This window comes from Colidextribacter sp. OB.20 (assembly GCF_009911595.1).
GTDB lineage: Bacteria > Bacillota > Clostridia > Oscillospirales > Oscillospiraceae > Lawsonibacter.
Map to the genome: position 1 here is coordinate 1 of NZ_QWKG01000117.1, position 4,807 is coordinate 4,807.

Annotated in this window: 4 protein-coding genes and 1 pseudogene; all 5 read left to right on the top strand. The window is 61.8% G+C overall.

Going from position 1 to position 4,807, the window contains the following annotated elements:
• A pseudogene (locus D1641_RS18460) lies at nucleotides 1-335 on the top strand (hypothetical protein); the annotation flags it as partial.
• Nucleotides 336-458: 123 nt separating this feature from the next.
• Nucleotides 459-932: a transcription elongation factor GreA gene (gene greA, locus D1641_RS18465; protein WP_160668419.1), complete on the top strand. Its 474-nt coding sequence runs from the start codon at nucleotides 459-461 to the stop codon at nucleotides 930-932.
• 12 nt (nucleotides 933-944) lie between these two features.
• The gene (gene lysS, locus D1641_RS18470; RefSeq protein ID WP_160668421.1) at nucleotides 945-2,453 is read left to right on the top strand and encodes a lysine--tRNA ligase; all 1,509 of its coding nucleotides are present in this window, start codon (nucleotides 945-947) and stop codon (nucleotides 2,451-2,453) included.
• A 323-nt stretch (nucleotides 2,454-2,776) separates the two neighbouring features.
• Complete coding sequence (gene spoIVB / locus D1641_RS18475; protein WP_160668424.1) at nucleotides 2,777-3,862, top strand: SpoIVB peptidase; 1,086 nt, start codon at nucleotides 2,777-2,779, stop codon at nucleotides 3,860-3,862.
• A 126-nt stretch (nucleotides 3,863-3,988) separates the two neighbouring features.
• Nucleotides 3,989-4,600 carry an HAD family phosphatase gene (locus D1641_RS18480; protein WP_160668426.1) on the top strand — a complete coding sequence of 204 codons (612 nt, stop codon included), beginning with the start codon at nucleotides 3,989-3,991 and terminating at the stop codon, nucleotides 4,598-4,600.
• The last annotated feature ends 207 nt before the right edge of the window (nucleotides 4,601-4,807 follow it).

The following is a 4,807-nucleotide window of genomic DNA, read 5'->3' on the forward strand; positions in this document are numbered from 1 at the left end:
AGCTGACCCGGGCGGCGGTCCGCCTGTGCCGGCAGGTGCGCCGGCTGGTGGTGGACGCCCCCCAGGGGGGCGCGGAGCTGGCGGAGTGGCTGCGCCAGGAGTACGGCATTCCCGTCCTGCCCCCGGGGGAGGGGGGGCAGGTGGCCCTGCGCTTTCAGGAGGGGAGTCCCCGGGTGGAGGAGACCTGCCTGGATCTCTACGGCCCTGTTCCCCGGCTGGCAGGGCTGATTCTGTCCGTCCCCGGCCTGGCGGAGGAGGACCGGGAGGACCTGCCCCTGCTGACCGCCCTGTGGGAGGGAGGCCGGCTGGGACCGGAGGACATAAAAATCACTTGACAGATGGGGAAGAAACCAATATAATATCACAATCAGAATGTGTTATTATGCCCTTGAAACAAAACGGGCCGCCGCTTTCCGGCCGGCCCGCCGGTATTATAATTGGGAAAGGTGTGCAGGATTTTGGCGAAAGAATATAAGCTGAGCCCCCAGCGGCTCAAGGAATTGCAGGATGAGATGACCTACCTCAAGACCGTCCGGGAGAAGGAGGTGGCCGACCTGATTAAGGAGGCCCGCTCCTTCGGCGACCTGAGCGAGAACAGTGAGTATGACGAGGCCAAAAATGAGCAGGGCAAGATGTATACCCGCATGGCCGAGCTGGAGGAGATTCTGAGCAACTACGTGGTCATCGAGGAGAACGAGACCGACGGGGACTATGTACGCCTGGGCTCCACCGTCACCGTGCTGGACAAGGAGTTTGACGAGGAGATCACCTATAAGATCGTGGGCTCCCAGGAGGCCGACCCCATGAACGGCGCAATTTCAGAGGACTCCCCCTTCGGCAAGGCGCTGCTGGGCAAAAACGCCGGGGACGAGGTCACAGTGGACGCCCCCGCCGGGCCGGTGGAGTACAAGCTGCTGAAGGTAGAAAGATAAGGAGTGGTCAACATGGCCGATAAAAAGAACCAGACCGGCGCGCTGGAGCAGGAGAACCTGTCCCAGCTGCTTCAGGTCCGTCGGGACAAGCTGAAGCAGCTCCAGGAGGAGGGAAACGACCCCTTCCAGCTTACCCGCTTCGCGGCGGACAACGATTCCGCCAATATTAAGGAGAACTTCGACGCCCTGGAGGGCAGCCAGGTGGCTCTCGCCGGCCGGCTCATGTCCAAGCGGGGGATGGGCAAGGTGTCCTTCTGCGACCTCCAGGACAAGTCGGGCCGTATTCAGCTCTACGCCCGGAAGGACGAGATGGACGAGGCGGAGTACAACCGCTTCAAGAAGTACGACATCGGCGACATCGTGGGGGTCCACGGGGTGGTCTTCCGTACCCAGCGGGGGGAGATGTCTGTCCGGGTGGTCACCGTCACCCTGCTGAGCAAATCCCTGCTGCCTCTGCCCGAGAAGTTCCACGGCCTGACCAACACCGAGCTGCGCTACCGGCAGAGATATGTGGATTTGATTGTCAACCCGGAGGTGAAGCGAAACTTCGTCATCCGCTCTCAGTTCATTAAGCATGTCCGGGACTTCATGGACGGTCGGGGCTTCATGGAGGTGGAGACCCCCGTGCTGAACACCATCTCCGGCGGCGCCACCGCCCGGCCCTTCATCACCCACCACAACACGCTGGACATCGATATGTACATGCGCATCGCCACAGAGCTGCCCCTGAAGCGGCTCATTGTGGGCGGGATGGACCGGGTCTATGAGATCGGCCGCATTTTCCGCAACGAGGGCATGGACCCCAAGCACAACCCGGAGTTTACCACCATCGAGCTCTATCAGGCCTATGCCGACTTCAACGACATGATGGACCTGTTCGAGGACCTGCTGTCCTCCGCCACCCAGAAGATTCTGGGCACCTACCAGGTGGAGTGGCAGGGGGAGCAGATCGACCTGACCCCCGGCTGGCCCCGGATGCCTATGCATGAGGCGGTGAAGCAGTACTGCGGTATCGACTTCATGGCTATCTCCTCCGACGAGGAGGCGGTGGCCGCCGCCAAGGCCATCGGCGTGGAGCTGCCTGAGACGGCGGACAAGACCTGGGGCAACGCTCTGTATGAGTGCTTCGACCAGCGGGTGGAGGAGAAGCTGATTCAGCCCACCTTCATTACCATGCACCCGGTGGACGTCTCCCCCCTGGCCAAGCGGTCCCCCCAGGACCCCAGACTCACTGAGCGGTTTGAGCTGTTCATCTGTCACAGTGAAATGGGCAATGCCTTCTCCGAGCTCAACGACCCCATCGACCAGCGCCAGCGCTTCCAGAAGCAGGTGGAGCTGCGGGCCAAGGGGGACGACGAGGCCGGCATGATGGACGAGGACTTCCTCACCGCTCTGGAGTACGGTATGCCGCCTACAGGCGGCCTGGGCATCGGCATCGACCGCTGTGTCATGCTGCTGACAAATTCCGACTCCATCCGGGAGGTTATCCTCTTCCCCACAATGAGACCGACGGAGAATTAAATAGATTTTCCCAGGATGGGGAGCTGGACGCTGGCTCCCCGTGCATAAGTTCCCCTATTTCCGGGCAGACTGGCCCTGGAGAGAAAGCGTCCGCGGAAGGGCTTGAGCAGTGCTGTCATTTCAAATTTAAGCTGAATTATTTTTTCCACTTTCATAAAAATCAGCCAGGAAAATTGTTCCGGTCCTGCCGTTTCCGTCTCTGTGGGGCGCGCGCTGGAAATGGAGGGATTCCTCCCCACGGTTGAATCATAAGGACTCCGGCCATAATGAGAGGGCGGGCGGATTTTTGTCCGTCCGCCTTTTTATTTTGGCAAGGGGGCGGAATGATGGAACAAGAAAAAAAGAAGGGCCCGGTGGTGCTGGGACTGGCCGCTTTTGGGCTGGCGGCGGTCCTGGTCCTGGCGCTGGCGGGCGGACGGAGGAGCGCGGCGGTGACCGCGTCGGCGGTGCTGGAGGAGCCCGCCCAGGCGGCCATAGGCCGGACGGTGATCCCGCTGGGCAAGGCGGTGGGCATTAAGCTCTTCTCCGACGGTGTGCTGGTGGTTGGGCTGTCACCAGTGGAGACGGAGAGTGGGGCCTCCTGTCCCGGCCGTGACTGCGGCCTGAAAACCGGGGACGTGATTACCCACATCAACGGCGGCGAGGTGGACACCATTGAGGAGGTCCAGTCCCTGGTGGCCCAGAGCGGGGACGAGCCGCTCACCATCCAGGCGGTGCGGGGCCAGCGGCAGCTGCAGCTGACGGCGGCGGCGGTGGAGAACAGCAAGGGGGTCTGGCAGCTGGGGGTGTGGCTGCGGGACTCCATGGCCGGCATCGGCACCATGACCTTCTACGATCCGGACAGCGGGGTGTTCGGGGCGCTGGGTCACGGAATTAACGATGTGGACACCTCCATGCTCATGCCGCTGGAGTCGGGCAGCATCATGCCTGCCAGCGTGACCGAGGTGAAGCGGGGGGCCAGCGGCGACCCCGGAGAGCTTCACGGACAGTTTGACCTGACCCGGGACCTGGGCACCCTGTACGCCAACACCAACCTGGGCATCTTTGGGCAGATGCCCCAGGAGACGGTGGGCAGCGCGGTGGATCCGGTGGAGGTGGCCGGCCGGGATCAGGTAGTGACAGGCCCGGCCACCATCCTCTCCAACATCCGGAGGGATGAGGTGGAGGAGTTCGATATTGAAATTGTCCGCCTGTACCCCGGCGGAGACGGCACCCGGAGCATGATGATCCAGGTCACAGACCCGGAGCTGCTCTCCGCCGCCGGCGGCATTGTCCAGGGGATGAGTGGCAGCCCCATCCTCCAAAACGGCCGGCTGGTGGGAGCGGTGACCCACGTGCTGATTAATGACCCTACCCGGGGCTACGGCATTTTGGCGGAGAACATGCTGAAACAGGCCACAGGGAGCTGAAAGCGCGGAGCGGACCGGGACCTGGACGGTTTGTCCGGGTCCCGGCGGGCCCCGAGGGCAGAAAAACTTGACATTTCCGGGGCCGGACGGTAAGATAGCAGTATCCTTGAACTGGAAGTGATTTCTGTGATTCAAAATATTGTGTTTGATATGGGCGGCGTGCTGATTGACTACGTCCCCGCCCGTTTTGTTGACCTGCTGGGCCTGGAGGGGGAGGACAAGGCCCTGCTGCTGCGGGAGGTATTCAATACCGTGGAGTGGGTGCAGATGGACCGGGGCGCCAAAACCGAGGAGGAGGCCGCCGCCGTCATGAAGAGGAACCTGCCGGCCCGTCTGCACGGCGCGGTGGACCGGCTGGTCTTCTGGTGGGAGCTGGAGATGCGGCCCATGGAGGGGATGGAGGCCCTGGTGAAGGAGCTCAAGGGGCTGGGCTATCCAGTCTATCTCCTGTCCAACGCCTCCCTGCGCCAGCCGGAGTATTTTGATAGAATCCCAGGCAGCCAGTATTTCGACGGGAAAATCGTCTCCGCCTTTTATAAGCTCCTCAAGCCTCAGCCGGAGATTTTCCGGCTCCTGACCCAAAAGTTCGGGTTGAAGCTGGAGGAGTGCTTCTTCGTGGACGACCTGGCCGCCAACGTGGAGGGGGCGGTGAACGAGGGCCTGTCCGGCGCGGTGTTCCACGGTGTGGAGGACCTGCGGAAAAAGCTGCGGGCGGCGGGCGTGCCGGTGAATACTTAGGAAAAAATATTGTGCGGACAGCAAAAAGCCCCCTGATGCAGCTGCATCAGGGGACTTTTGCCTGTTATCCGGTTTAGTTCATAAGCCGGGGAATGTTTGTTGCACGTATGAGATATTTTGGCCTTTAGGCAATTAGCCCAGCAGCTGGAGAACGCCCTGGGGCACCTGGTTTGCCTGAGCCAGCATGGCCTGGGCGGACTGAACCAG